Origin of the sequence: Bacillus sp. FJAT-14266 (genome assembly GCF_001719225.1) — a bacterium.
Lineage (GTDB): Bacteria > Bacillota > Bacilli > Bacillales > Bacillaceae > Bacillus > Bacillus subtilis.
In genome coordinates this window covers 2015807-2041287 of sequence record NZ_CP017072.1, presented here as the reverse complement: position 1 = coordinate 2041287, position 25481 = coordinate 2015807, and the positions used below count along the sequence as shown (strand labels likewise).

Below are 25481 nucleotides of genomic sequence, written 5' to 3'. Positions count from 1 at the left end.
TCACCTCATTTTAAACTGTACAAGCCGCTAAACGCCATTGCATAATCCTCAAACTCCTGCAGCGCCTGATTTCTCGTTTCAGCGCTGATGAGCCGGTCCTTTAATTCTTCTATTTTTCTGACGAGCGCACTTCCCACTACGACACCGTCACTAATTTCATTCATCTTTATGACCTGTTCACGGTTTGATATACCGAACCCTACAGCGACCGGAACAGTGCTGAGATTCTTCACTGTCCGAATGAACGGGTACACGGATGAATTGAACTCATTGCGGACACCGGTCACACCCAGAGAAGACACACAGTAGACGAAGCCCTCGGCTTGTTCAATAATGGTTTTCAAACGGCTTTCGCTTGTCGGCGCAACCAAAGAAATATACGTCACCTCATGGCTTTTACATTCCTCTTGAAGGCTGTTGCTTTCTTCTAGTGGCAGATCCGGAACAAGCAGACCGTCAATATGATTTTCCCGCAGTAAAGCGAAAAAGTATTCTTTGTTCAATTGTAACACAGGATTATAATACGTAAAGAGGATAATCGGAATATTCACTCCGTTTTTTTTCATTTCTCCGCCTAATTCGATTGCCTTTACGATATTCATTCCTTGATCAAGTGCCCGCTTTGAAGCCCTCTGGATCACCGGACCGTCTGCAAGCGGGTCAGAGTATGCAACACCAAGCTCCAATGCAGTGGCGCCTGCTTTTTGGAGTGACTTCGCCAGTTCAATCGAAACCTCAGGAACTGGATCGCCCGCCGTAATAAACGGGATAAACAATTTTTCTGATGGTTGAAGATCCAATTTAAACATGGGCTTTCACCTCTTCTTCCAATACCTTCATTAATGTGTTGACATCCTTGTCTCCCCGGCCTGATAAACAGACGAGAATGAGTTGACCGCGATCCATTCCTTTGGCGAGTTTGAATGCTTTCGCTAACGCATGGGCAGATTCGATTGCCGGCAAAATCCCCTCTTTTTCTGACAAAAGCTTTAATGCATCCACCGCTTCTTCATCAGTGATACTGTCATAAGTGACACGGCCGCTCTTATGCAAGTATGCGTGCTCCGGACCGATTCCAGGATAGTCGAGACCGGCTGAAATAGAGTAGGGCTCAATAATTTGCCCGAATTCATCCTGAATGAGATAAGTCAATGAACCGTGAATAACCCCTACGGTTCCTTTCGAAATAGTGGCGGCATGAAGAGGCGTATCAATTCCTTTTCCTGCTGCTTCAGCGCCGATCAGTTCAACATCTTCATTTAAAAATGCCTGAAACATACCCATCGCATTGCTTCCTCCGCCTACACATGCCACTACTTTATCAGGCAGAGTGCCTTCAATACGTTTCAACTGATCCTTCGCTTCCTCTCCGATCATTTTTTGAAATTCACGGACCACTTGCGGATAAGGATGCGGGCCGACAACTGATCCAATCATATAAAAGTGATCCTCACAATGCTGAACCCAGTACCGGATCGCCTCATTTGTGGCATCCTTCAATGTTCCGTTTCCGCTTGTTACAGGCACTACCTCCGCTCCAAGAAGCTTCATGCGGAAAACGTTCAGAGACTGGCGGGCAACATCCTCTTCACCCATAAACACAGTACAGGAAAAGCCGAATTTGGCTGCAACTGTTGCAGCGGCAACGCCATGCTGGCCGGCACCGGTTTCAGCAATGATTTTCGTTTTGCCCATTTTTTTAGCAAGCAGCGCTTGACCTAGCGCATTATTGATTTTATGAGAACCTGTATGGTTTAAATCTTCTCGTTTCAAATAGATTTTCGCGCCGCCTAAGTATTCAGTGACTCGATCAGCGTATGTTAATGCAGTCGGCCGTCCGGAATAGTCCTTTAACAGCTTATAATACTCTTCACGAAAAGCGGGATCATCCTTGATTTGTTTAAATGCTGTTTCTATTTCATCTAACGGCTGCATGAGTGTTTCCGGAACAAACTTTCCGCCAAAATCACCGTATCTGCCTATTTCATTCGGATATGGATACATATCGGTTCATCCTTTCTTCTAAAAGACTCATCAGATTCTGATCTTTTTGTCCGTTTTTTTCAATTCCGCTGGCAAGGTCAATTCCTTCTGGCTGCCATTTCAATAGGCTGGTGATGCTATCCGGATTCACGCCGCCAGCGATAAAGCAGCGTTTACCAATAGCCGCCTGCTGATATTCCGGCACACATTCCCAAGAAAATGCAACACCATTTCCGCCTCTAGACCCTTTTACAGATGAATCAATCACAAAGCCGTCAACATTATCTTTAAAGCGGGCTATTTCTTGAGTTGTGTTACCTTGATGGTGAAGCGCCTTCCATATTTCACAGCCTGTCAGCTTGCGAAGAGCAGCAGCATCCGCCGGTTTTTCATCACCGTGAAGCTGAATGACGTCGAGCTTCAAGCTCTTGGCAATACGTGACATCGTCTCTATTGATTCATTAACAAAAACACCTGCAACCTGTTTTTCGACACGAGCTTGGTTCAGCCATTTTTTCACATCTTGCGGAGATACTTTTCGTTTGCTTTCAGCAAAAATAAATCCTAGGTAATCAGCCTGTGATTCCGCCGCAAGCTGCAAATCCTTTAGTGACCGAATACCGCAATATTTTAATGCCGGTTTCTTCACAACCTCACTCCCCAAACAAAGCATGGATTTCTTTACGCTGAGAAGTTTGTCTCATCAATGATTCACCGATAAGTACAGCTCGCGCCCCATGTTCATTGACAAATGTTAAATGTTCTAAAGAACCGATTCCGCTTTCGCTGACAAGCAAGGATTCTTTCGGAACGAGAGATGCGATTTGTTCTGTCTGCTTTACAGATGTTTCAAACGTTTTTAGGTTTCGATTATTTACGCCGAGAATGTCGGGTGTGAACACTTTCAATATTTGTTCTAGCGTTGATGCATCATGAACCTCCACTAACACGTCCATCCCCTTTTCACCTGCTTCAAGATATAATTCATGAAGGTGTAAGGGATCAAGCACCTCGCCGATTAACAATATGGCATCCGCTCCGATTCTTCTTGATTCCTCTACTTGAAGAGAATCAATAATAAAATCTTTTCTAAGTACAGGAATCGAAACAGCACGCTTTACGTCTGATAAATAGCTGTTTTCCCCTTGAAAAAACGGGGTGTCTGTTAAAACGGAAATCGCATCTGCCTTCGCAGCCTCATAGTCTTTTGCAATCTGCACAGGCACAAAATTCTCTTTAATAAGCCCTTTTGACGGCGATGCTTTCTTCACTTCGGCAATCAACCCGATAAACCGATTCGGGCTTGCCAGCGCCTCCTTAAATGAACGTTTCTTGAAAGGCTGCTCTACCGGCAGAACCAGTGTTTTCACTTCTTCTTTCTTTTGTTTGATGATTTTTTCAAGCATAGATCTCTTCCTCTTTCTGCTTTAGTCGTTCAAGCTGCGCGGCAGCGCCTCCGCTTGTAATCGTCTCTAACGCCAGCTCCGTTCCTTCCTTCAGTGAGGCGGTAATTCCCGCCGTGTAAATCGCAGCTCCCGCATTAAAAGCCGTAATAGATAAAGCGGAACTGCTGCTTTTATTTTCAAAAATATTCTGAATGAGATAGGCGCTCTCTTTCGGTGACTGCACCTGTAAATCTTCAAGTCTGCCATTTGTGAAACCGAAATCTTCGGGTGAAACGGTATATTCCCGGCGCTCTCCGTCCTTTAATTCAATCACGTCGGTCGGTGCTGTAATTGAAAGCTCATCTAAACCGTCACGGCTTGATACAAACATGACGTGCTTCGGCTGAAACGTCTCCAGTGCGCTTGCCATCAGTCCAGCTTTTTCAACAGAATAGACCCCAATCACCTGACGCTTCGCCTGTAAAGGATTGCTGAGCGGCCCAAGCAGATTAAATACCGTTCTGAAACCTAGCTCTTTTCTAGTACCTGCTACATGTTTCATAGACGAATGGTAAAGCGGCGCAAAAAGAAATCCCATGTTGTTTGTTTCAATGCTGCTTTTGACCTTTTCGGGAGTCGTTTGAATAGAAACCTCTAGCTCCTCTAAAACATCAGCGCTTCCGCTTTTAGAAGAGACAGAGCGATTGCCATGCTTAGCGATTTTCGCGCCAGCTGCCGAGGCAACAATTGCCGAGGCCGTTGAGATATTAAAAGTGGAAATACCGTCTCCCCCTGTTCCGCATGTATCAACAATATCAGGAAGTCCATCGACTGTAAGAGCGTGTGCCCGCATGGCCTTCACAAAACCCGCAAGCTCTTCTGGCGTCTCCCCCGATGAGCAAGAATAGACAATATACCACCCATTTCAGAAGGAGTCATTTCCGCTGCCATCATCATATTCATCAGCGTTTCAGCCTCACCGGCAGTAAGGGTTTTTCCATCAACGCACAATTGTAGAAATCTGTTCATCAGCTTTATCCTCCTTGCTATGAAACATGTCTTCTGCAATATGAATCGTTTTCAGCAACGCACCGGCTTTATTACAGCTTTCTTCGTATTCGGCTTCCGGAACAGAATCAGCAACAATGCCAGCACCTGCCTGTATCGATGCAACGCCGTTCTTTACACTCATCGTGCGAATCGTAATACAAGAGTCGATATTCCCGTCAAACCCAATGTAGGCAATACATCCTCCGTATGTCTCTCTCGGTGTTGGCTCGAGCTCTTGCAAAAGCTGCATGGCACGGATTTTGGGTGCGCCTGTTAAAGTCCCCGCCGGGAAAGCAGACATCAGTGCATCGACAGGATGAACCCCTTTTTTCAATCGGCCTGTAACCACCGAGATAATGTGCATGACATGTGAAAAGGAAACAATTTTTGTGAACTCCGGCACAGAAACAGAACCATACTCTGCTACTCTGCCGATATCGTTTCGGGCAAGATCAACGAGCATGTAATGCTCCGCTTTTTCTTTTTCATCCTTCATGAGTTCAACCTTCAGTCTCTCATCTTCAGCTTTGTCTGCACCGCGTTTTCTCGTACCGGCAATCGGATGGATTTCTAAGTGCCCGTCTTGAACGTGTATTAACCGTTCCGGAGAGCTGCCGACTATTTCTCTGTCTAGCAGTTTCATATAATACATATACGGCGAAGGATTGACGATCCTAAGCACTCGGTATAACTCAAAAGCATCTGCTTTTATCGGCACCTCAAATTTTTGTGATAAAACACCCTGGAAGATATCGCCTGCTTTTATATAGCTTTTGATTTTTTCTACATCAGCCATAAAAGCCGATTTTTCATAATTAGAATATACCGTCTCAAAGCTGGGTGTCTTGTATGAATCAGCAGAGAGAAACAGCTCTTTTATGTTTTTTTGGTCCATCATTTTTTCGATGAGATTTTGGAGCTCCAGATGATTTTGATGGAATACATCCATTTTTTCGTTTTCTGTTTCCTCTCCATTAAGCCTTGCATATTGGATAAAGTGGACGTTTTTGGTTTCATGATCATACGCAATTAATGTCCGGCAAACAAACAGCATGCACTTTTCCATGTCTGTTTCTTTTGTATGCGAAGGAACAGAAGGCTCAATCAGCGGGATCATATCATAGCTTAAGTACCCGACAGCTCCGCCGACAAAAGGAATGCCAAGCTGAGGTGTTTTGATTTTGTATGTGGTATTCATCCAGTTCAGCACTTCTTTTAGTTCATTTCCTGTGTAAAGAGATTTGCTGTCCTGATCAGCGGCCGAAAAACGGCCCTGCTCTTCTTTAATTGTAAGAAATGGATTCAGGCCGATAAATGAATATCTGGACCAAGTGGATGTATCGTCCTTGCTTTCAAGAAGATACGTAATCTCCCTGTCAAGCTTCTCTATCATTTGAATGGGTGTCAGTGTATCGACTGTGAAGGTCTCCACAATCGGTATCGTGTGGTGGGACAAGCTGTCCTCTAAAAATGCGGAAATGTTTGATTGGAAATTCATTGCTCTCACTCCTTATGGCAAGGAGAATGAGAAGATGGCATGAGAGGATAAAATACTATATAACAAATAAACCCAAAAGAAAGACTTCTTTTGGGTAGAATAAACATAATGTCTCAGCTCAACTAAACTCATTCTCTGCTACCCTATTCTCTAACTCAACTCATTCTAATTGCTTTATACACACTCTTGTGTATTTCTAAGCTGTTCTTATCGTATTACAATTCAGTATTTTTTGTCAATGATAAATCGGGCCTTAATACGACGGCTTTTTCTAAATATACATGTCTGATCTGATCCTGAGGGACATCTGTCTGGACCGTCATCATGACTCTTATGCACTTTTTCAGACCGCCTGTTACGTCCATTTCCTGCATACATGTTACCGGTACATACTGCCATCCTGAAAGCTCGCGAACAGCTTTTGCCGGGAAAACAGCGTGCAAATCAGGTGTAGCCGACAGAAGCATTTGAACAACATCTTCCGGTTTTGTATGATTTTCTTCTATGATTTTCTCTAACAGCTGTTTTGTTTTTTGTAAAATTTCTTCTTCAGTATCCCGTTCAACTGTAGTTGCTCCGCGAATTCCGCGAATCATCATGATGTCTCCTCCAATCGCCATTTGTTCAGCCAGCTCTCAAGTTCATTTCTGGAAAATGTATGATCAGCAACTTTTCCTAATTCGTTGAGCACAATAAACTGAATCTTCCCGCCACGGGTTTTCTTATCATTCATCATACGGTCCAAGAGAACCGAAGTTTCCGTCTCTTTTCTGATTTGACTTGGATAACCCAGGCTTTTTAGCCAGCTGACCAAACGTTTTCTGTCCATTTCACAGCCTACAGTCTTTTCGCTTATATATAAAGCAAACTGCATTCCGAGGGCTACGGCATCACCGTGAGTGATCTGCCCGTATCCATATTCCGCCTCAACGGCATGACCGAGCGTGTGCCCGAAGTTTAAGTAAGCTCTTATCCCCTCTTCTTTTTCATCCTGCTGAACGACAGACGCTTTAATTGAAATACCTTTAAAAATCATGTCATTCATCTGATCATTAGTGATATCACGCAGTGAGTGGATATTCAGCAGCTCCTCCAGAAACGCTCTGTCATAGATAAAAGCGTGTTTAATCACTTCTGCCATTCCGGACCTAAGCTCTTTTTCAGGCAGGGAACGCAGGAAATCTGTATCATAGAGCACGGCTTTCGGCTGATAAAACGCACCGATTAGATTTTTTCCAAGCGGATGGTTCACGGCTACTTTTCCTCCGACTGCGCTGTCATGCGCCAAGAGCGTCGTAGGCATTTGGATGAAATCAATGCCGCGCATAAAAGTGGCAGCCACAAAACCGGCAAGATCTCCTACAACACCGCCTCCAAAAGCGATGATGCATGAGGAGCGATCCATATGAAATCGAATCGCTTCACTCTGCAATTTTGTGTACATGTCCATGGATTTTGCCTGCTCTCCACTCGGTACCGTCACTTTTTTCACAGGCCATTTTTCTTGCAGCAAATGGAGCATTTCATCACCATACAGGCGGTCCACTTCTTCATCCGTAACAAGCATAATCCTTGTTAAAGCCCTGTTTAAAGAGGTTAATAGTTCGCAAGCCTTTTTTCTGATACCTTGTCCGATAAAAACAGGATATGACGAGGAAGCAGTTTGAACATGCAGTGTCTTCATTAAAATTCCCTCGACAGTTTTCTCATATTCTCCACATTTTCTCTAATGCGGTCAATTTGATCTAATCCGAATTGTTCAACGACTGCGTTCGCAATTTCCCAAGCGACAGCCGCTTCAGCGACTACACTTGCCGCAGGAACAGCACAGCTGTCTGAACGTTCAATGCTGGCAGAAAACGGTTCTTTCGTTTCAATATCGACACTTTTCAGCGGTTTATACAAAGTCGGAATCGGCTTCATGACTCCGCGGACAACAATCGGCATCCCTGTCGTCATGCCGCCTTCCAGTCCGCCAAGTCTGTTAGTAGCACGGGTGTATCCTTTTTCCTTGTCCCAAATGATCTCGTCATGGACTTCGCTTCCATTTCGGCCTGCCGCCTCAAATCCGATCCCGAATTCCACACCTTTAAATGCATTAATTGACAGTACAGCGGCAGCAAGCTTGCTATCCAGCTTGCGGTCATAATGGACATAGCTGCCCACGCCTACCGGCATTCCCTCGACAATGACTTCTACTATTCCGCCGATGGAATCTCCGTTTGCCTTTGCTTCATCAATGGCAGCCATCATTTTTTTGCCTGCCTCTTCATCGTAGCATCTGACAGGAGACTCTTCCGTTACGCGCTGCAGGTCTTCAATTGACGTATATTCTGTTTTTTCAGCTTTAACAGCGCCAATTTGCAACACGTGGCCCGCCACCTTAATGCCAAGCTCAGAAAGAATCTTTTTAGCTACAGCCCCTGCCGCCACTCTGACAGTTGTTTCCCTTGCTGAAGAACGCTCAAGCACATTTCTCATATCACGATGATTATATTTAATTGCACCGTTTAAGTCAGCGTGCCCAGGTCTAGGTCTGGAAATCTGGCGCTTCATTTCCTTTTCTTCATCTTCTGTAATTGGAGCGGCGCCCATGATTTTTGTCCAATGCTTCCAATCGTTATTTTCAACTACGAGAGCAATTGGTGAACCGAGTGTACGTGCATGGCGCACCCCGCTCATAATTTTGGCCTGGTCTTTTTCGATCTGCATGCGGCGGCCGCGGCCGTGTCCTTTTTGGCGTCTGGCAAGCTCAAAATTGATATCTTCCTCCGTTATGTAAAGCCCGGCAGGTACACCCTCAATAATGGTTGTCAGTTGGGGGCCGTGTGATTCTCCGGCTGTTAAATATCTCATGACTTCTTCTCCCTTCATCGCATTAACGCTTTTAAGTAAGACTACTATAACATATTTTTCAGCAAAAAGTCAGTCTATCTTTTTTGATAAAAGAATGTATCGGCTGGGACTAGGCCAAATTTCTCGGGGTTGAAGATTTGCTCGGTGCTGCCGACAAAAAGAACTCCATTCTTCTTCAAGCTATGTGCCATTTTTAAATACAGCTCTTCCTTCGCGCTTTCTGTAAAATAAATAAATACATTGCGGCACACGATTAAGTCAAAGTCTTGTTCATAACGATCCGCCAGCAAATTGTGCTTTTTGAATGTAATATTCTTTTTGATTTCCGATTTCACTTCATAACTTCTATTTGCGTTTTGCGTAAAATAACGATCTTTCACAGATAGCGGCACTTCCTGTAAAGACCGCTCCTGATAAACGCCTTTTTTAGCTTTTTCCAATGCTTTTTCATCAATATCCGTCGCCAAAATCTGATAGCCCGGAAGCCCTTTTTGCTGGTCCAAAAGCATGGCAAGCGTGTATGGCTCCTCCCCCGTTGAGCAGGCGGCACTCCAAATTTTTAAAGGCCTAGAGGTCTTGATTAACGGCAGAATTGCAGTCTCAAGAACTTCCCATCTTTTATAATTACGATAAAATTCTGAAACATTGATCGTCATTCTGTCCAATGTTTCATTTAAGAGAGCTTGATCCTTTTCCAATGCCGCAGCAAAGTCCTTAAAGCTTTGGAACCCCTTTTTCTCATAGAGTGACGTTAGCCTTCTCTTCATTTGTGCTTCTTTATATAGTGTCAAATCGACTCCGGTTAATTGTTTCCATTTCGTTGTAAATACGCTGTATGTATCCATCTCTACTCTCCCAGTCTCGCTGTCTTTTTGTCCTAGTATAGCTTGTTTTATCAGGAAATTGTATTGTTTCAATAAAAAAATCAGCTTTTCAGCTGATTTTAGATCGTTGGGAAAGGCAGAGGTCTGATGCACACTGCCAATCAACACTTTATTCACTTTAATGTAAACCTTTACAAAACAGATCAAAAACCGGCGGCGTTATATGATGCCGGCTCTGTTGCTTATTTTCACAATGATTAATAGATCCAGCCTGCCATAAGTTGCTGATATGATACTAATTCTTCATTCTTAAAGAAAATGTTAATCTCGCGTTCTGCACTTTCGAGAGAATCAGAGCCGTGGATGATGTTTTTTCCGACAAACATGCCATAATCCCCACGAATCGTACCAGGTAAAGCTTCTTTAGGGTTTGTCTTCCCGATCAGCTGTCTCGTCACTTCAATGACATTTTCGCCTTCCCACACCATTGCGAATACAGGTCCTGAAGTAATAAACTCAACGAGCTCTCCGAAGAAAGGCTTACCTTGATGTTCGGCGTAGTGTTTCTCAGCCATTTGTTCAGTCACTCTCATTAACTTGGCGCCAGCTAATTGTAAGCCCTTACGTTCGAATCTAGATAAAATGTCCCCAATGAGCTGACGTTGGACACCGTCTGGTTTCACCATGATAAAAGTCTTTTCCATCATATTCTCCACCCCATCATTATGTATGTATAGGCTTTCACACTGCACACCGAAATCGTAACATCTTTCTGATAATTAATCAATCCGGGGCGGAGAAATTTCTTAATATCTACAAAAATTAAAATTTTCTTTTACCGATATATTTTGCGATGGCTGCAAGAGACGAGCGTGCGCGCCCTCGAGGAAGCGTGTTTAATTTCTGAAAAGCTTTCTGCAGATACATTTCGCTTACTGCCATAGATGCTTCAATTGCATCTGTTTTTTTGATTTCTTCAATGATTGGTTCAAGCTGTTCCTGCGTTGTCTCACTGTTAATCAATTTAAGCTGGTTTTTTAATGCAGGATTTTTCAGGGCATACAGCACTGGCAATGTGACGTTTCCTTGAAGCAAATCTCCTCCTACGGGTTTACCCAGCTCTTCCTCAGTTGAAGTAAAATCAAGAATATCATCAATAATCTGATAAGACATGCCGACGTAATACCCAAACCAGTACAATGCCTTATGAATCTTCTCATCAGCTCCAGACGCAATGGCACCAAGCTGGCAGCTGACCGCGATCAAGAGAGCTGTTTTTCTTTTGATACGGCGGAGATACGTTCTGAGATTTTGTTCCATGTTGTATTTGTCTTTGATCTGCTCAATTTCCCCTAGACAAACTTCAACGATCGTCTGTGACAAAATCCTATGGGCTTTCGGTTCGTTAATTCTCGTCATCATTTCAAGAGATCCCGCAAGCATATAATCGCCTGTGTACATCGCAATACGATTGTCCCACTTTGCTTTGATTGTCGGTTTTCCTCGGCGAAGCTCTGCATCATCAATGACATCATCATGAACCAAAGATGCCATGTGAATCATTTCCAGAGTGACGGCGACATATTTAATCTTATTAATATCGTAATCGCCAAACATGCCAGAAAGCAGCACGAAAACAGGCCGAATACGTTTCCCTCCGGCCTGCAGCAGGTGAAGACCTGCCTCGCTTAAAAGCGGGTAATCGGAACGTACGGTTTGTTCAAGTTCTCTTTCGATTACATCAATATCGTCATTTAAAAAAGAGTAGGCCATTTTAAATTTCATATCATTCACCCAAACATCTGTGTTTTCATTTCCATCCGATATGCGTGGCAGCGACTCCGCCAGTAAACGAATGATATTTAACATTTTTCAGGCCCGCCTCTTCAAACAGGCCTGCCAGTTCCTTCATTCCAGGGAAATCTCTGGCTGATTCTTGAAGCCAAGAATATTCTTTATAGCTCTTCGCAAACAGTTTCCCGAAAAACGGCATAATATACTTAAAGTACATAAAGTAAGCCTGTCTGAATCCGAACATTTCCGGCTGGGACGTTTCCAGACATACCACCTGCCCGCCCGGCTTCACTACACGTCTCATCTCTTTTAGTACAGTCAAGTAATCAGGGACATTGCGGAGCCCGAAGCCAATGGTGACATAATCAAATGTATCATCATCAAAAGGAAGCTCCATCGCATTTCCGTGCAGCAGTTCAATTTGGCTGAATCCGCCGTCTTTTACTTTCTGCTCGCCGACACTCAGCATATTTTCACTGAAATCCAAGCCCTTGATCTCGCCGTTTTTGCCGGCCGCTTTTGCAAGAGCGATCGTCCAGTCAGCCGTTCCGCAGCAGACATCAAGTGCTTTTGCGCCTTCTTTTACATTCATGATGCGCATCGTTTTGTCGCGCCATTTTTTATGCTGCTGAAAACTGATGACAGAGTTCATTTGGTCATAGTTTTTATATATTTTTTCAAATACTCCGTGTACGCGCTGTTCTTTTGAGTCCTGCATAATGGTTTACCCTTCTTCCACTTTCTGATGATAGGTTTGATCTTGGCTGATTGTCTTCAGACGGTTTATTAAAATGTTCTGAATAGGTGAATTTAGAGGCAGAAGTGACTCAATGCTGTTTTTCGCTTTTTTAAAACAATCTTCTAATATCTCTTCTTTTGTTTTTCCCAGCTGTATAAAACTGCCGATCACATCCAGAAATGCATCATTTCCGTTCATAAGCCGCTTAAATACAAAAAAATCACTCGACAGCTTTTTCCAGCGCGGAAGGTTGAAGTGTTCCGCCACACGATGGAATAAAGCTGATTCAACGATGCCGACACTTTCGAAAAAATCGTTTTCGTCCTTGAAAGAACGGTCATACAGACGAATTTTATGTTCGTTGATTTCTTTAATGGCTGTAGCAAGCGTCCGAATCATGTAGATATCCTTCATTTCAGATAGTAAAGAGTAGTACAGCCCGCTGAAATAATCGCCCGCGAGAACAGTCAATTGGCGGTTTTTGTTTTCGTCTCGTTTTATGACTCTAGCTGTCGTCACTTCATCATGGGTATCAAGGGCGCTTTGTACAAGCATCGCTGTTACAATATAATTTTCTCTGTCGTTGTTTTTTATGTCAGCTTCTTCAAATAAAGCATGAAAAAGAAGAAGCTTATCCTCATCAATTTTCGGCGCGGAAATATGCTTCGCTAAATAAGGATGAGACAGCTTTTGTTTTAATTTCGTGTTCAGATTGGCTAAAGTTCCGTAGATGTCTTGCAAAAATATCACCCTTGTCCCCAAATTCACATTTATTTCTTAATCTATGTATGAGTTTTATCTTTTCATTCGCTTACGCAGGTATCATTATAGCATAAAAAAAAGAAATTGGCTGTATCCTCCCGCTGTTTGCGAGCATTTGCTTTTAACAGCGGGGACAGCCAGCTTATTTTTTTTCGCTTTTCATTTCTCCGTACGCGGTTTGAATCAGTGCCTCTCCTCTGACTTTAATGGCAGAAGTATGCTCTGTAAACTGAGCGATGATCACTTCTCCCTTGTCGAGTTTTTCGGAATGGTGAAACTTTGTGTCTGTTCCTCTTGTCAGGCCGATCACATTCACTCCGTCCTCAACGGCTTTAATGACGACAAAATCACTTGAATGCTTTTGGTTCATTTATAGCACCCTCTTCTTTATTAGTCCTGGCGTTTAATATGTTCCAATACTTCTGCACGGGCAGCGGCATCATCTTTAAAAACGCCTCTGACTGCTGAAGTCACAGTTTTCGCACCCGGTTTTCTTACACCGCGCATCGTCATGCACATGTGTTCCGCTTCAACCACTACCATTACGCCATGCGGATCAAGCGTTTCTACGATGCTTTCTGCAATTGTAGAAGTGATGCGTTCCTGAAGCTGCGGGCGCTTTGCAACGGCTTCAACGGCACGGGCCAGTTTGCTGAGTCCTGTGACCTTTCCGCCTCGCGGGATATATGCAACATGTGCTTTCCCATAAAAGGGAACAAGGTGATGCTCACACATAGAATGAAACGCGATATCTTTTACAAGAACAAGCTCCTCATGGTTTTCACCGAAGATAGTCTGGAAATGTTCTTTTGGATCTTCATTCAAGCCGGAGAATACTTCGGCATACATCTTTGCGACTCTTTTCGGAGTATCAAGAAGCCCTTCTCTATTCGGGTCTTCTCCGATCGCTTCTAAAATTTGACGAACAGCTTGTTCGATTTGCTCTTTATTAACTTCTTTCATGTTCTATGTCCTCCACCAATGAATACATTTAATTTCGATTCTAGCACATATGCCCCGCTAAAAGCAAAGTGAATGCCCTGTCAGGAAGCCCATGCTCTTGAAATATGAAAAGCCCCTTAGAAAGGGGCTTTTCTGTGAAGAAATAAAGTGTATGTAAGCTAGATGCATACACGATCTATATTCACAATTATTTTCCGGCAACTGCGTCTTTAAGCGCTTTACCTGGTTTGAAAGCAGGTACTTTGCTTGCTGGAATTTCGATTTCTTCACCTGTTTGAGGATTGCGTCCTTTACGTGCAGAACGTTCACGCACCTCGAAGTTACCAAAACCGATCAGTTGGATTTTATCACCGTTTTTAAGTGCATCTAAGATCGTATCAAAAACAGAGTCAACTGCTTTTGTAGCGTCTTTTTTAGACAATTCGCTTGCTTCTGCAACCGCATTGATAAGTTCTGTTTTGTTCATGCCTTTCACCTCCTCCCAAAAGGATACATTCAGTTCGTTTATTATCATTTCTTCACAGTTCAGTCTGATTCTAAACCTGTCTCAGAAAAAAATGAGAGCAAGTAAGAGAAAGACAATTAAACGGCTTTTTAAGAAAAACTGCACTCTGAGGAATGTTTGTCCAACAAAGTGAAGAATTTCTGTATGTAGAGTAACACATATAAAAAGCCATATCAAGCATTTTAAAGCGTCAATCCCTTGCTCGTCAAGGATTTAAGGTGATTTACCGAACAAATATTCCTTTTTTTCCTTTTTTCATCCTATTCCTTGATCCTTTTCCATTATTAAGAACAAAGAAAAAAGACCTCCCATTCTATAAAGAGGTCTACCGGTATTACAGGATGATGGCGATTAAGCCGCCAGAGCCTTCGTTTATGATTCTTTCTAATGTTTCTTTTAATTTATACCGTGCGTTTTCAGGCATTAATGACAGCTTTGCCTGAATCCCTTCTCTCACAATTGAGCTCAGCGACCTTCCGAAGATATCGGAATTCCAGATGGAGAGCGGATCATCCTCAAAGTCCTGCATTAAATAGCGTACAAGCTCTTCACTTTGTTTTTCCGTTCCGATAATCGGGGCGAATTCGCTTTCGACATCGACTTTGATCATATGGATCGACGGAGCGACAGCTTTCAGCCTCACACCGAATCGCGAGCCCTGCCTTATAATTTCCGGCTCATCGAGACTCATATCAGCTAAAGCAGGCGCTGCAATGCCGTATCCCGTCTGTTTGACCATTTTTAAGGCATCAGACACTTGATCATATTCTGTTTTCGCATGGGCGAAGTCTTGCATGAGCTCAAGCAGATGGTCTCTTCCTCTGATTTCGACGCCCACAACTTCTTTTAGGATTTGATCATATAGATGATCAGGCGCGTACAAATCAATTTCTGCCACCCCTTGGCCCAGCTCAATTCCGGCTAATCCGGCACTTTCAATGAATTCAAACTCGCTGAATTGGCCGACAACCCTGTCTACGTCCCGGAGCCGTTTAATATCCTTAACCGTTTCCTTCACGGACTCCTGATAGCTTTCACGCAGCCAATGGTTTTCTTTCAGCACCATTACCCAGCTTGGGAGATTGACATTCACTTCTAGCACCGGAAACTCGTAGAGGGCCTCTCTGAGCACACTCAGCACATCTGATTCCCGCATGCTCTCTACACTCATTGCCAATACCGGGATATCATATTTTTCGCTTAAATCCTGGCGCATGGCTTCCGTTTCCGGGTGATACGGCCTGACTGAGTTGATGACCATAATAAAAGGTTTGCCAACCTCTTTCAGCTCTTCAATGACTCTTTCTTCAGCCTCTATATAGTCACTTCTGGCGATATCTCCAATGGTGCCGTCTGTCGTAATGACAACTCCGATGGTCGAGTGTTCTTGAATGACTTTTCGAGTGCCGATTTCAGCAGCCTCATGAAATGGGATCGGTTCTTCGTACCAAGGCGTATTGATCATCCGCGGCCCGTTTTCATCTTCATATCCTTTAGCCCCGGGGACTGTGTAACCTACACAATCTACTAATCTTATATTCACATCGAGTCCGTCTGACACATGAACAGACATCGCCTGATTCGGAACAAATTTAGGCTCTGTAGTCATAATGGTTTTGCCGGCTGCGCTCTGCGGCAGTTCATCCTGCGCTCGGGCCCGGTCTGCTTCGTTACTGATATTCGGGAGCACCACAAGCTCCATAAATTTTTTAATGAACGTGGATTTTCCTGTACGGACAGCACCTACGACTCCTAAGTATATATCGCCTCCTGTTCGTTCAGCGATATCCTTGAAAATATCGACCTTTTCCAAGTGATCCCCTCCCGGACTTCCTATCCTTTTCAATTTTATTAAGCTCTTTCAATCAAACACAGGACACTATATGTGTATGACGTTGTCCTATTTGAATATGACATCTTTAGAAAATTTCTCATCCTCAATCTATTAATATAAAAAAACCTTTCTCCCTATTTGTATGCAAGGGAGAAAGGTTCATTCCTTTTTCATATCATTTTCTAAAAAAACAGGTTCCTGTTTGTCATTTACCGTATATTTTACAGAAAACGCGGGGACAAAGGGGGTTTCCTGCCAAATCATATCCTGGATTTCAGTCCCGGGTTTAAACGTTTTCTTGCTTTTTTTGAGGCAAGAAGCCAGCTCAGTCCGGTAATCGGCATATATTTCTCCGTCTCCGTCAATCATAAGCGGCAAGGAATTCCCTGAGATTGGGCTTGTCACTGTAAGAGAGCTTCCATCCCCAAGCTTCTTCTCATCAAGTGTAAATAAATCACGAGATAGCACATCCTTGTAAGGCGGATATTGATGCTCCTGACGGTACATTTGGATGCGCAATTTCACATCGCGAATTTTTTCTGCCATCTTTAGATCAATTAATTTAACAGTCGGATCGTTCTCTACGTCAACAAGCACGTATTGATAGTCTCCCCCGCTTTCAAATGCCGTACTTGGAGGTTCAGCTATGTATCTGGGCGCTAACCGGTTAAAGTCTATCGGATATTTTTGATATAGCGGTGTCGACATATCTTTGGTTTGAATAGGAAGCAGCCCTCCATTTGCCTTTTGAAATTCATCAACAGCAGATTGAACCTGCTTTAGCTGGTCTTGATAAGGAATGGCATGCACACTGCTTTTCCGTTCATTTGGATATAAACATCCGGATAAAAACACGACTGCCGCAAAAATGATTGCGCACTTCAGTTTACCCATACAGCACTTCCTTTTACAGCTTTATTCATTGACAGGGCCGCTAAAAACCACGACAAACACAATAATTCCAGATATGAGCATACACATGTATGCGAATGATGAAATCGCAATCTTCAAAAAACGGTTTTGGCACTTAAAGCGGCTTAAATAGATGGAAGCTACAGCCAGAAACATCAGACCCATGGACCCTAGAGCAAACCACATTTTCATCAATGCCAGATTCAATGACGTGCGCCTCCCCGATATGTATGATGTAAGCGTTATATTATATTTTAATATACAGCGCCGGAAAAGATCAACCAGATTTTCCATCCTTTGATAGAACGAAAAAAAACTGAAGCAAAGAGGGGGACCTTCGCTTCAGTCAACTTGACTATATTCACCTGCACGTTTAAGAAACACTCTCTTGGACTTCGATGCTATAGTATGCGACTTGGCATACAGATGCATCCTCTATTGCCTAAATCGGCAAAATGTTTCAGGAGATCCCAAGACTTGGATGTTCTTCTGTTTTTCGGGCTTTCGTTCAATTAAGATATGCGTTTCATCATACGATTGACACTTTTACTTCACTTGATTTTCAAACGTATTTACCAAATCCTCCATCTCGTGGGTTTTCCCTCTCGCCATTAAAGATTCAACAGCGGTTTCCACTTTTTGTCCGTTGAATAGGACCTGATGGAGAGCTTCTGTAATCGGCATTTTAACATCATATTTCTTCGAAAGTTGGTAAGCCGCTTTCGTCGTGCGAACGCCTTCGACTACCATTCCCATCTCTTCAAGAACATCTTCAAGCTTGTACCCTTTTCCGAGCAAATTGCCCGCACGCCAGTTTCTGGAATGAACACTTGTGCACGTCACAATCAGATCACCTACTCCTGTCAATCCAGAGAACGTCAAGGGATTTCCGCCCATTTTCGTTCCAAGTCTCGCGATTTCGGCAAGTCCGCGTGTAATCAAAGCAGCTTTGGCATTGTCGCCGTACCCTAAACCATCCGTAATTCCTGCAGCAAGGGCAATAATATTCTTTAAAGCCCCTCCGATTTCAACTCCGATAATGTCAGGATTTGTGTACACCCGAAAATTGTGATTAATAAATAGATCCTGCACATCTTCTGCTGCCCTCATGCTCTTTGAAGATGCAGTAACAGTTGTGGGGTGCCGCAGCCCTACTTCTTCCGCATGACTCGGGCCAGAAAGAACAACGATATCTTTTCTGACATCACTCGGGAGCTCAATTTCCATAATTTCAGAAATGCGCAGAAGTGAATCTGGCTCGATACCCTTGCTGACATGAACAAAGACTGCCTTTTTCGTTATAAAAGGGACAGCCTGTCTCAGCACTTCCCGAATTGCTTTTGTTGGAACAGCAACGATAATGAAATCCGCGTCTGAAACAGCTTCTTTCATATCCGTTGTTGCCTCTATAGATTCTGGAAGCTTGACGTTCGGCAAATAATCTTTATTTTCATGCTGATCATTGATTTGATGGATCAGATCTGCACGGTGCCCCCACATGGTTACATCGTGATGATTATCAGCTAACACTAAAGCCAGTGCTGTTCCCCAGCTCCCCGCTCCGAGCATTGTGACTTTTTTCATATTTGCTTCACACCTTTTTATTTTCTAGCTCTTGCAAATATTTTGATTGGTGTCCCCTCAAAACCGAACGCGTCTCTGATTCGGTTTTCTAAAAACCGTTCGTATGAAAAATGCATCAATTCCGGATCGTTTACAAACACAACGAAGCTTGGCGGCTTTACCGACACTTGAGTCGCATAGTAAATTTTCAAACGAGAACCGTTATGAGTCGGTGTCGGATTCATTGCCACAGCGTCCATGATGACATCATTTAAGACGTTTGTTTGAACTCGTAGTGAATGATTTTCACTAGCTTTGATAATCGCAGGCATCAGCGTATGGATCCGTTTTTTCGTTAAGGCAGACATAAATAGGATTGGCGCATAATCCAGAAATTGAAAATGATCGCGAATATTTTCTTCAAATTCTTTCATCGTGCTCTCATCTTTGTCAACAGCATCCCATTTGTTTACGACGATGACGACGGCCTTGCCCGCTTCGTGTGCATAGCCGGCGATGCGCTTATCCTGTTCAATAATGCCTTCTTCGCCATCCAGCACAACCGCCACGACTTCTGAGCGGTCAATCGCTTTCAGCGCCCGCAGTACACTATACTTCTCAGTCGTTTCATAGACTTTTCCTTTTTTTCGCATACCTGCAGTATCGACAATGACAAACTCCTGCTGGTTGTAAGTAAATGACGTATCAACAGCATCTCTTGTCGTTCCAGCCACGTTGCTGACAATAACGCGTTCTTCGCCGAGCATTGCGTTCACAAGTGAAGACTTTCCGACATTCGGACGTCCGATCAGACAGAATTGAACAACTTCCTCATTGTATTTCGTTTCTGGAATGTTTTTAAAATGCTCTGCAACGGCATCCAGTAAATCACCCAGTCCGAGTCCGTGTGTTCCCGAAATTGGATACGGCTCGCCAAAGCCTAGCGAATAAAAATCATAAATATTCGCTCTCATTTCTGTGTTATCCAGTTTATTAACAGCTAAAACAACAGGCTTTTTTGTGCGGTACAAAATTTTCGCCACTTCTTCATCAGCAGCTGTCACGCCTTCACGGCCGTTCACCATAAAAATAATCACATCCGCTTCATCCATGGCGATTTCAGCCTGCTGGCGAATCTGCGCTAAGAACGGCTCATCACCGATATCAATACCGCCCGTATCAATCAAATTAAAATCATAATTCAGCCATTCAGCCGAGCTGTATATCCGATCCCTTGTCACGCCAGGGGTATCTTCTACTATTGAAATTCTTTCTCCCGCAATCCGGTTAAAGATTGTGGATTTTCCTACATTTGGTCTCCCGACAATGGCTACGACAGGTTTACCCATAGTACCCTTCCTTTCAATCCAGCCGCTTTCATTTTTACATAAATTTTCAACCGGTTATTAAATTCATTTCATTCACTTTTATGAAAAGAAACCCTTCAGAGGAAGGGCTTAACTCATTTATTATATCAGTTTTTACTGGGATCACAACTATTCTTAAAAATGTTTCACGATCAAATACACGTCATCTCCGATTCTGTGAGCTATTCCATCAAGGATCGCCTCAAGATTTTTAGCGAAAAGCTCCATCTCCTTTTGGTCATTGCAAAAAAAGACAGGTGCTCCCCCTGCAACCCGGTTTGGATTTGTCGTGATTACAGACAAAATCACTTTCGTAAGAGATTCACTCATCCTATCACCTTATCCTGATTCTTGATAAATTCAGTCGGCATTCTAATCGCATTTTCCAGGGTTGGAACATTGCTAATAATTTGAACAGCCGTTTCGGGATGGTGAATTTGCGGGAGAACAAATACTGCCACTCTCCCATCATTTAAATCCCGTTTTGCAATTGGTGTCAAAGATGGCTCTCCTGAATCCCGATAAACCCCGAGCACATTGGAAACATCAAATAAAATGGCCTGACGCTGCCCTAAATTTGCTATCGTCGCTGCTGAATTAAAGTTTTTCGGCGTCAAAATAAAGCCCATGCCATGCTTTAAAATCAGTTCCTGTTTCTCTGGAAGCCCGATATTCATCATATAAATATTATCAACAAACAGCCCAGGACCGTCAAAGCGCGGCTTTATGTACTCGATATCTACAATATCCTTCAACACACTGCCCGACATAAACTTCATAGCCAGTAAAAAACAAACGACAGCCGCTATGACAGCAGCCCAGATGGATAAAAACACATACGCAGAGGTTGTCAAAAGCGCTGTAAAGATCACAATATAATTTCTGCTTTCAAACGCAATGGCAATCCCCTCAATATATGTGCTTCCCCTTGAGACAAGTTCATACGAATCCATTTGCGTCAATGTGTTCCGCTCCATGTTTCGGACATCTCTAAATTGCGTCGCTGCCAATGTTAAAAATGTGATGGCCGTAAATTCCTCCTGCAAAAGCGCCGGCATAATAATTGCACCTAAACCAGCCGCTATCAACCCCAGTGCGATGTGAATCACTTTCCCATGAACATAGGTCGGATACTGGCGGTAATCCGTTTTCAGCATATAAAGCCTTGTCGCAATTCCGGCAATGACCCCAGCAATAATCGGATAGATGTAATCACTCATGACATTTTGGTAGCTCCTTTGTTTGATCTTTTGCTTTTCTGACCAATCTGGCTTGCGAGGTGTTCGTATTTAGATATGCCAAACAGCAATATCATCCCCGCAGAACACGCATTCAGCCATTGAAAGCCGCCGACAGCCATAGCCCCGGCCAACTTCTGGATCACAAATGAATACACCAGTTCGCCTTGGCACATCCCTAGGACAAATAAGACAAGCTGCTTCTCAAAATTCCTTTCAACAGAAGCTGTTAAAAGCACTATTAATATAACAGCAGCCCACTCAGGTTTTATGATGAACCAAACCGGGTCATATAATGCAAAAAGATAAACAAACGCATACGCGGCAACAAGCGTCAGATAGACCATGATGTAACGAAAACGATACATTCCCAAATACCCGGCATAGACACATCCGCAAACGAAAAACATCATATATGCAGCATTCAGGGAAAAATATAAAGCAATGTCATGTATGCTTAGAATAATATTAGTTAAAATAAAGACAGAGACGGCAATTCGTCTTTTCGTCTTTTCAAAAATAAATGTTGTCAAAACCCACAGAAACCACATTGACCAATAGTAATAAAATTGTTCCATTTTACTTCCTCCATATTCCCAGTATGGAGTTCAAGCACATTTTTTAAACAATCGATCTCACATTAAGGAGTATGATCATGGGAAAAGACAGACAAGAGAAAAAACTCAAAGCTTCAGGCAGAGTCGAATCAGACCGCGACCAGTCCATTCACTATGACGGGGCGACAAGCCTTGAACAAAACGGAAAATTCAAAAAGCGAAAATCATAATACAAAAAGCCCAAACCACATATGGTTTTGGGCTTTTATCATTTATCGCACACTATAGCTTGATGTATTGACCCCTCTCTCTGTGAGCCAATGATGGGTTTCACCTTTGATCACAAGGGGCGCCTTTTGTAAATCGGCAATCGTTCTGGCGCCCAGCACGGTCATAATCATCTTTAATTCCTCAAGGATCAGCTGAATCTCCTCAAGCAGTCCTTCCTCACCACTGTCAGTCAGCGCTTTTAAAAAATGCCCTGCCATTCCGGTGCAAGAGGCCCCCAGCGCAATTGCCTTTGCCACGTCAAGCGCATCTTGCAGACCGCCAGAGGCGATCATGGTGCTTGCAGGAAACTCAGAGCGGATTTCCGCCAAACTTGCAGCTGTCGAAATGCCCCATGAATTAAAAAAGGAGATTTGCCGCTGTCTTCGGAGATTTTCGATTTTCGAGAAATTTGTTCCCCCATAACCGCCAATATCAATAGCTGCAGCACCAGCTTCATACAGCTTTCCTGCTGATGCTTTGCTCATACCGAAGCCGACTTCTTTCACAATGACCGGTACACTGACCCGGCTGCAAATTTGTTCAATGCGTTTCAATGCGCCGCTAAAGCTTCTGTCCCCTTCAGGCATCACAATTTCCTGAATCACATTGAGGTGGATCTGCAGTGCGTTTGCTCCAATCATCTCAACGGCTTCCTTTGCCTGAGCAGCCGTTGCCTCGCTTCCCAGGTTGGCAAAAATCAGCCCGTTTGGGTTTTCCTTTCGAACAATTTCATAGGAAAGACGCTCTGATGGATCTTTTAATGCTGACATTTGCGATCCCACAGCAAGGGGAATTCTAGCCTGAGAAGCCGCTCGCGCAAGCGATTTATTAATCTCATATGTAAGTTTTCCGCCGCCGCCAGTCATTGCATTGATAAAAATCGGCGAACTGCTTGAAAGTTCGCCGATTTTTGTGGAAATATCTACTTGTTCTAATGCAAGATCGGGCAGACTGACGTGAACAAACGTAATATCATCAAGACCTGTTTCCCGCTTCTGGCCGGTGGACAAGGCATGATTGATGTGTTGTCTTTTTCGTTCTGCTCGAGTCACGTTTATCACCAATTATTTTAGTTTATTCAGCTTATCTCCGATCAGATCTCCAAGCTGGAAGCCAGTGCTTGTTTCTTCCTTCGCTTGATATTGACGGTAATCTTCCTGATCAGCTTTAGGCGTTTCTTCAAGTTCACGCATGCTTAATGAAATGCGCTCCTCATTTTCATTCACATCAAGTACCTTCACTTTTACAGTCTGTCCTTCTTCAAGGACTTCATGCGGCGTGCCGATGTGTTTATTGGAAATTTGAGAAATATGAACGAGACCTTCAACACCTGGAAGGATTTCAACAAAGGCACCGAAGCTTACAAGACGCTGTACAGTTCCTTCAAGCACATCGCCAGGCTTCACTTTTTCGCCGATTTGGCTCCAAGGTCCAGGCAGTGTATCTTTGATCGATAAAGAAATACGTTCATTATCACGGTCAACCGATAACACTTTCACTTTTACTTCTTGTCCCTCTTCAACAACGTCAGACGGCTTCTCTACATGAGAGTGGGAAAGCTGTGAAATGTGTACAAGTCCGTCAATGCCGCCAATATCAACAAACGCGCCAAAATCAGTCAGGCGCTGTACTTTGCCATCAAGTACACTTCCAACTTCAAGAGACTGAAGAAGTTCTTGTTTTTTATTCGCTTGCTCACTTTCAACAACAGCACGGTGTGAAAGGATCACGCGGTTTTTATCACGGTCAAGCTCTACAACGAGCAGTGACAGTGTTTTTCCTTTATAGTCAGTGAAGTCTTCAACGAAATGTGCTTCAACAAGTGATGCCGGAATAAAACCGCGAACGCCGATATCAACGACAAGGCCGCCTTTCACGACATCTTTCACTTCAGCTTCAAACACTTCTTTTGTTTCAAATTTTTTCTCAAGGTCTTCCCAAGCGCGGTCTGCATCAACAGCACGTTTAGATAAAATCAAAGCATCGTCTTCCACTTTTGTTACTTTCAGGTCAAGCTCGTCGTCTACTTTAACAACATCCGATGCTTTCTCTACATGAAGACTTGATAATTCACTGATTGGAATAATACCGGATTGTTTAACATTGATGATTTCTACATCTACATGTTTGTCCTCTACCTTTGTCACAATCCCTTTAACTACATCTCCAACCTCTGGCACTTGAACATCAATTTGATTCATTTCCTCTGTCATTTGAATAACCTCCTTGGTCCAAACCTACACAGCTTAATTAAAACGGTTTGAAAGCTGAACATATAACATGCCCGCTTTTAGCCGAATATGTATTAAAGAATCATCCAAAAAAGTTTTTTGAATGATCAATAAAAAGTTTTATTAGTATTAACTTCTAATAAAAGGACAGGTTTGTCAAGCAATAACATTCTATCTTCGTTGAAAAATTCAAAAAAAGTGGCATTTGCCATCCTCAGCGGGACTTTTGCTCCACAGCCTCGAGGATTTTATCAGCTACCTCTTGAATGGAAAGCGATGTCGTGTCGATTTCAAGAGCGTCTTCTGCTTTACGCAACGGAGATACTTCGCGCTCTGAATCAAGCTTGTCTCTTCTTGCAATTTCCTCAATTAATGTTTCGAAGTTGACATCAAAGCCTTTTTTCACATTTTCTTCATAACGACGTTTCGCTCTCTCTTCCACAGATGCCAAAAGAAAGATTTTTACTTCTGCATTTGGCAGCACATGCGTCCCGATGTCACGACCATCCATGACGACGCCGCCTTTTTCCCCAAGCTGCTGCTGGCGTTTCACCATCTCTTCTCTGACACTTCTGTGCTTGGCCGCAATTGAAACTTGGTTGCTGACTTCATCTGTTCTGATCGCCTCAGTTACATCGGTGCCGTTTACAAGCACTTTTTGTCCATCTTTTGTTGTAATCAGCTCAATGTCTGTCCGCTTTAGCAGCTCAGCCAGTTTTTCTTCATCTGTCAAATCAACGTTTTCCTGTAAAGCCGCGTACGTAATCGCCCGATACATCGCTCCTGTATCAATATATATGTACGATTTTTTCTCAGCCACAATTTTGGCAACGGTGCTTTTCCCCGCAGCTGCCGGGCCGTCGATTGCAATCGATAATTTCTTTTCCATAATTCCTCTCCTTGCTCTTTTCTCCTCTATGGATTGTATCACGAACTTTATGAAAAAGGGTGAAAAATTGATGAATAATTAATGTTTGAAGGTTTCAATCCTATTGTTTTCCTCCATTTTATCCACCCCTTCATATTGAATCACTTTTGATACGTATGGTTCAATATGCTGATAGTGAAAAAGAAATTGGACACCAAGTAAAATGATGGCCTGAATGAACAATAATTTGATCAGCAGCCGTTCAAATGTTTTCATTGGAGC

General features: G+C 43.3%; 29 protein-coding genes and 1 pseudogene. 1 reads left to right on the top strand and 29 read right to left on the bottom strand.

The features are described 5' to 3' along the window. Positions 1–5: 5 nt before the first annotated feature. From trpA to BGM23_RS10695, 25 genes and pseudogenes are all read right to left on the bottom strand, one after another. On the bottom strand, positions 6–809 hold the full coding sequence (trpA, locus tag BGM23_RS10820; protein WP_003230608.1) for a tryptophan synthase subunit alpha: 804 nt from the start codon (positions 807–809) through the stop codon (positions 6–8). After that, a complete protein-coding gene (trpB, locus tag BGM23_RS10815; protein ID WP_015383968.1) occupies positions 802–2004 on the bottom strand; it encodes a tryptophan synthase subunit beta in 1203 nt (400 codons plus the stop codon). Before trpB ends, trpA begins: the two co-directional genes overlap by 8 nt. After that, positions 1985–2632, bottom strand: coding sequence for a phosphoribosylanthranilate isomerase (locus BGM23_RS10810; protein ID WP_046663469.1), 648 nt, complete (start codon positions 2630–2632; stop codon positions 1985–1987). Before BGM23_RS10810 ends, trpB begins: the two co-directional genes overlap by 20 nt. A 4-nt stretch (positions 2633–2636) precedes the next feature. Next, positions 2637–3389 carry an indole-3-glycerol phosphate synthase TrpC gene (gene trpC, locus BGM23_RS10805; RefSeq protein ID WP_046663471.1) on the bottom strand — a complete coding sequence of 251 codons (753 nt, stop codon included), beginning with the start codon at positions 3387–3389 and terminating at the stop codon, positions 2637–2639. Further along, positions 3382–4397 (bottom strand): annotated as a pseudogene (trpD, locus tag BGM23_RS10800) (anthranilate phosphoribosyltransferase). Before trpD ends, trpC begins: the two are co-directional and overlap by 8 nt. Next, positions 4369–5916: an anthranilate synthase component I gene (gene trpE, locus BGM23_RS10795; protein ID WP_046663474.1), complete on the bottom strand. Its 1548-nt coding sequence runs from the start codon at positions 5914–5916 to the stop codon at positions 4369–4371. Before trpE ends, trpD begins: the two are co-directional and overlap by 29 nt. 215 nt (positions 5917–6131) lie before the next feature. Further along, on the bottom strand, positions 6132–6515 hold the full coding sequence (gene aroH / locus BGM23_RS10790; protein WP_004398675.1) for a chorismate mutase: 384 nt from the start codon (positions 6513–6515) through the stop codon (positions 6132–6134). Further along, entirely contained in the window at positions 6512–7600 is a 1089-nt protein-coding gene (gene aroB / locus BGM23_RS10785) for a 3-dehydroquinate synthase (protein WP_046663477.1), read from the bottom strand. Before aroB ends, aroH begins: the two co-directional genes overlap by 4 nt. Next, positions 7600–8772, bottom strand: a complete 1173-nt coding sequence (gene aroC, locus BGM23_RS10780) for a chorismate synthase (protein ID WP_029726767.1) — start codon at positions 8770–8772, stop codon at positions 7600–7602. Before aroC ends, aroB begins: the two co-directional genes overlap by 1 nt. A gap of 74 nt (positions 8773–8846) precedes the next feature. Continuing rightward, positions 8847–9617 carry a protein-glutamate O-methyltransferase CheR gene (gene cheR / locus BGM23_RS10775; protein WP_029726766.1) on the bottom strand — a complete coding sequence of 257 codons (771 nt, stop codon included), beginning with the start codon at positions 9615–9617 and terminating at the stop codon, positions 8847–8849. A 236-nt stretch (positions 9618–9853) separates the two neighbouring features. Then, positions 9854–10303, bottom strand: coding sequence for a nucleoside-diphosphate kinase (ndk, locus tag BGM23_RS10765; RefSeq protein ID WP_010886554.1), 450 nt, complete (start codon positions 10301–10303; stop codon positions 9854–9856). 115 nt (positions 10304–10418) lie between these two features. After that, entirely contained in the window at positions 10419–11381 is a 963-nt protein-coding gene (gene hepT / locus BGM23_RS10760; RefSeq protein WP_003246013.1) for a heptaprenyl diphosphate synthase component II, read from the bottom strand. 25 nt (positions 11382–11406) lie between these two features. Then, complete coding sequence (gene menG / locus BGM23_RS10755) at positions 11407–12108, bottom strand: demethylmenaquinone methyltransferase (RefSeq protein WP_029726765.1); 702 nt, start codon at positions 12106–12108, stop codon at positions 11407–11409. 6 nt (positions 12109–12114) lie between these two features. Beyond that, on the bottom strand, positions 12115–12870 hold the full coding sequence (gene hepS / locus BGM23_RS10750) for a heptaprenyl diphosphate synthase component 1 (RefSeq protein WP_004398550.1): 756 nt from the start codon (positions 12868–12870) through the stop codon (positions 12115–12117). A gap of 163 nt (positions 12871–13033) precedes the next feature. After that, the gene (gene mtrB / locus BGM23_RS10745) at positions 13034–13261 is read right to left on the bottom strand and encodes a trp RNA-binding attenuation protein MtrB (RefSeq protein ID WP_003230576.1); all 228 of its coding nucleotides are present in this window, start codon (positions 13259–13261) and stop codon (positions 13034–13036) included. 20 nt (positions 13262–13281) lie between these two features. Then, entirely contained in the window at positions 13282–13854 is a 573-nt protein-coding gene (folE, locus tag BGM23_RS10740) for a GTP cyclohydrolase I FolE (RefSeq protein WP_003225516.1), read from the bottom strand. A gap of 187 nt (positions 13855–14041) precedes the next feature. Continuing rightward, positions 14042–14320 carry a non-specific DNA-binding protein Hbs gene (gene hbs, locus BGM23_RS10735; protein WP_003153447.1) on the bottom strand — a complete coding sequence of 93 codons (279 nt, stop codon included), beginning with the start codon at positions 14318–14320 and terminating at the stop codon, positions 14042–14044. Positions 14321–14693: 373 nt separating this feature from the next. After that, a complete protein-coding gene (gene spoIVA / locus BGM23_RS10730; RefSeq protein WP_003230572.1) occupies positions 14694–16172 on the bottom strand; it encodes a stage IV sporulation protein A in 1479 nt (492 codons plus the stop codon). A 180-nt stretch (positions 16173–16352) separates the two neighbouring features. Beyond that, positions 16353–17087: a hypothetical protein gene (locus BGM23_RS10725; protein WP_015714176.1), complete on the bottom strand. Its 735-nt coding sequence runs from the start codon at positions 17085–17087 to the stop codon at positions 16353–16355. A gap of 21 nt (positions 17088–17108) precedes the next feature. Continuing rightward, positions 17109–17312, bottom strand: coding sequence for a DUF2768 domain-containing protein (locus tag BGM23_RS10720; protein WP_004399143.1), 204 nt, complete (start codon positions 17310–17312; stop codon positions 17109–17111). A 339-nt stretch (positions 17313–17651) separates the two neighbouring features. Further along, entirely contained in the window at positions 17652–18689 is a 1038-nt protein-coding gene (locus tag BGM23_RS10715) for an NAD(P)H-dependent glycerol-3-phosphate dehydrogenase (protein ID WP_029726764.1), read from the bottom strand. A 17-nt stretch (positions 18690–18706) separates the two neighbouring features. Beyond that, positions 18707–20017, bottom strand: coding sequence for a ribosome biogenesis GTPase Der (der, locus tag BGM23_RS10710; protein WP_014480134.1), 1311 nt, complete (start codon positions 20015–20017; stop codon positions 18707–18709). Between the two features lie 153 nt (positions 20018–20170). Continuing rightward, entirely contained in the window at positions 20171–20365 is a 195-nt protein-coding gene (locus BGM23_RS10705; RefSeq protein WP_014480135.1) for a capping complex subunit for YIEGIA, read from the bottom strand. Then, positions 20362–21255, bottom strand: a complete 894-nt coding sequence (locus BGM23_RS10700) for a YIEGIA family protein (protein WP_003230562.1) — start codon at positions 21253–21255, stop codon at positions 20362–20364. The genes BGM23_RS10705 and BGM23_RS10700 overlap by 4 nt, the downstream gene beginning before the upstream one ends. Continuing rightward, positions 21252–21851: a YphA family membrane protein gene (locus BGM23_RS10695; protein WP_032726048.1), complete on the bottom strand. Its 600-nt coding sequence runs from the start codon at positions 21849–21851 to the stop codon at positions 21252–21254. Before BGM23_RS10695 ends, BGM23_RS10700 begins: the two co-directional genes overlap by 4 nt. A 77-nt stretch (positions 21852–21928) precedes the next feature. Between BGM23_RS10695 and BGM23_RS10690 the strand changes: the two genes are divergently transcribed. Then, a complete protein-coding gene (locus BGM23_RS10690; protein WP_010334754.1) occupies positions 21929–22060 on the top strand; it encodes a YpzI family protein in 132 nt (43 codons plus the stop codon). Positions 22061–22102: 42 nt separating this feature from the next. Here the strand turns inward: BGM23_RS10690 and fni are convergent, their stop codons facing one another. From fni to BGM23_RS10670, 4 genes are all read right to left on the bottom strand, one after another. Next, positions 22103–23152, bottom strand: a complete 1050-nt coding sequence (gene fni, locus BGM23_RS10685) for a type 2 isopentenyl-diphosphate Delta-isomerase (protein ID WP_046663913.1) — start codon at positions 23150–23152, stop codon at positions 22103–22105. A gap of 12 nt (positions 23153–23164) precedes the next feature. Beyond that, positions 23165–24313, bottom strand: a complete 1149-nt coding sequence (rpsA, locus tag BGM23_RS10680; RefSeq protein ID WP_014477197.1) for a 30S ribosomal protein S1 — start codon at positions 24311–24313, stop codon at positions 23165–23167. A gap of 232 nt (positions 24314–24545) precedes the next feature. Then, complete coding sequence (gene cmk, locus BGM23_RS10675) at positions 24546–25220, bottom strand: (d)CMP kinase (protein ID WP_024572170.1); 675 nt, start codon at positions 25218–25220, stop codon at positions 24546–24548. Between the two features lie 78 nt (positions 25221–25298). Further along, a complete protein-coding gene (locus tag BGM23_RS10670; RefSeq protein WP_003230553.1) occupies positions 25299–25475 on the bottom strand; it encodes a YpfB family protein in 177 nt (58 codons plus the stop codon). Positions 25476–25481 lie beyond the last annotated feature (6 nt).

Bases quoted from the DNA above. Each gene is read 5' to 3' on its own strand.
- cheR (WP_029726766.1), bottom strand. From the start codon at position 9,617: ATGGATACATACAGCGTATTTACAACGAAATGGAAACAATTAACCGGA.
- ndk (WP_010886554.1), bottom strand. From the start codon at position 10,303: ATGATGGAAAAGACTTTTATCATGGTGAAACCAGACGGTGTCCAACGT.
- aroB (WP_046663477.1), bottom strand. From the start codon at position 7,600: ATGAAGACACTGCATGTTCAAACTGCTTCCTCGTCATATCCTGTTTTT.
- folE (WP_003225516.1), bottom strand. From the start codon at position 13,854: ATGAAAGAAGTTAATAAAGAGCAAATCGAACAAGCTGTTCGTCAAATT.
- trpA (WP_003230608.1), bottom strand. From the start codon at position 809: ATGTTTAAATTGGATCTTCAACCATCAGAAAAATTGTTTATCCCGTTT.
- menG (WP_029726765.1), bottom strand. From the start codon at position 12,108: ATGCAGGACTCAAAAGAACAGCGCGTACACGGAGTATTTGAAAAAATA.
- BGM23_RS10725 (WP_015714176.1), bottom strand. From the start codon at position 17,087: ATGGGTAAACTGAAGTGCGCAATCATTTTTGCGGCAGTCGTGTTTTTA.
- cmk (WP_024572170.1), bottom strand. From the start codon at position 25,220: ATGGAAAAGAAATTATCGATTGCAATCGACGGCCCGGCAGCTGCGGGG.
- hepT (WP_003246013.1), bottom strand. From the start codon at position 11,381: ATGAAATTTAAAATGGCCTACTCTTTTTTAAATGACGATATTGATGTA.
- trpE (WP_046663474.1), bottom strand. From the start codon at position 5,916: ATGAATTTCCAATCAAACATTTCCGCATTTTTAGAGGACAGCTTGTCC.
- rpsA (WP_014477197.1), bottom strand. From the start codon at position 24,313: ATGACAGAGGAAATGAATCAAATTGATGTTCAAGTGCCAGAGGTTGGA.
- mtrB (WP_003230576.1), bottom strand. From the start codon at position 13,261: ATGAACCAAAAGCATTCAAGTGATTTTGTCGTCATTAAAGCCGTTGAG.
- der (WP_014480134.1), bottom strand. From the start codon at position 20,017: ATGGGTAAACCTGTCGTAGCCATTGTCGGGAGACCAAATGTAGGAAAA.
- aroC (WP_029726767.1), bottom strand. From the start codon at position 8,772: ATGAGATATTTAACAGCCGGAGAATCACACGGCCCCCAACTGACAACC.
- hbs (WP_003153447.1), bottom strand. From the start codon at position 14,320: ATGAACAAAACAGAACTTATCAATGCGGTTGCAGAAGCAAGCGAATTG.
- trpC (WP_046663471.1), bottom strand. From the start codon at position 3,389: ATGCTTGAAAAAATCATCAAACAAAAGAAAGAAGAAGTGAAAACACTG.
- BGM23_RS10690 (WP_010334754.1), top strand. From the start codon at position 21,929: ATGGGAAAAGACAGACAAGAGAAAAAACTCAAAGCTTCAGGCAGAGTC.
- BGM23_RS10705 (WP_014480135.1), bottom strand. From the start codon at position 20,365: ATGAGTGAATCTCTTACGAAAGTGATTTTGTCTGTAATCACGACAAAT.
- BGM23_RS10695 (WP_032726048.1), bottom strand. From the start codon at position 21,851: ATGGAACAATTTTATTACTATTGGTCAATGTGGTTTCTGTGGGTTTTG.
- trpB (WP_015383968.1), bottom strand. From the start codon at position 2,004: ATGTATCCATATCCGAATGAAATAGGCAGATACGGTGATTTTGGCGGA.
- BGM23_RS10700 (WP_003230562.1), bottom strand. From the start codon at position 21,255: ATGAGTGATTACATCTATCCGATTATTGCTGGGGTCATTGCCGGAATT.
- BGM23_RS10715 (WP_029726764.1), bottom strand. From the start codon at position 18,689: ATGAAAAAAGTCACAATGCTCGGAGCGGGGAGCTGGGGAACAGCACTG.
- BGM23_RS10670 (WP_003230553.1), bottom strand. From the start codon at position 25,475: ATGAAAACATTTGAACGGCTGCTGATCAAATTATTGTTCATTCAGGCC.
- aroH (WP_004398675.1), bottom strand. From the start codon at position 6,515: ATGATGATTCGCGGAATTCGCGGAGCAACTACAGTTGAACGGGATACT.